General features: G+C 33.0%; 1 protein-coding gene. It reads right to left on the bottom strand.

What is annotated here, in order from left to right; genetic code table 11:
* Positions 1-539: CadD family cadmium resistance transporter (locus C1E58_RS09395; RefSeq protein WP_161951297.1), on the bottom strand; the 539-nt coding region annotated here is incomplete at its 3' end.
* Positions 540-560: the final 21 nt, after the last annotated feature.

Below are 560 nucleotides of genomic sequence, written 5' to 3' on the forward strand. Positions count from 1 at the left end.
ACGGCAATAAACCATCTGCTATATTTTTCCAAAGTTTCTCCAACAGAAGGGACTTGTGCCAATTTTTGGGCAGAAAAAACCAAGAGATAAATCATGACTAGAAAAGTAAGTAAAGTCACTATCAAATTCGCTAAATTTAAGGTGGTAAAATATGGGACAAAGACACCAATATTGTCAGCGCCACAACTTGCAAAAGTAATCATAGCGACTAGAAAAATCAGGTTTTTATTGTCTTTTCGCAAACCATCTTTTGCAATAGCTTCTCCATCAGAATCTCCTAAAAGCAAAACTTTGAGGCCTAGGAAAATTGGAATCAAACCGAGTAAACCTAAAATCTCTTTACTAGGAATATAATTTAAGACAAATGCAAAAAGCAAACTTAGCAATATTAGACTAACAGAGCCTAGAAATTGTCCTAAATAGATGTTAATGATGTCTTTTCTGCTTTTTCTTTTGGCAAAAAATAACATTAGGATAATAAGTAAGTCTACGGCTGTCCCAGAATACAGGATTATTGAAGTAACAACATTTTGAATCATAAAACACCTCATTCAAATATA

The sequence above is a fragment of the Streptococcus suis genome (assembly GCF_002964575.1).
In the GTDB taxonomy this organism is placed as follows: domain Bacteria; phylum Bacillota; class Bacilli; order Lactobacillales; family Streptococcaceae; genus Streptococcus; species Streptococcus suis_R.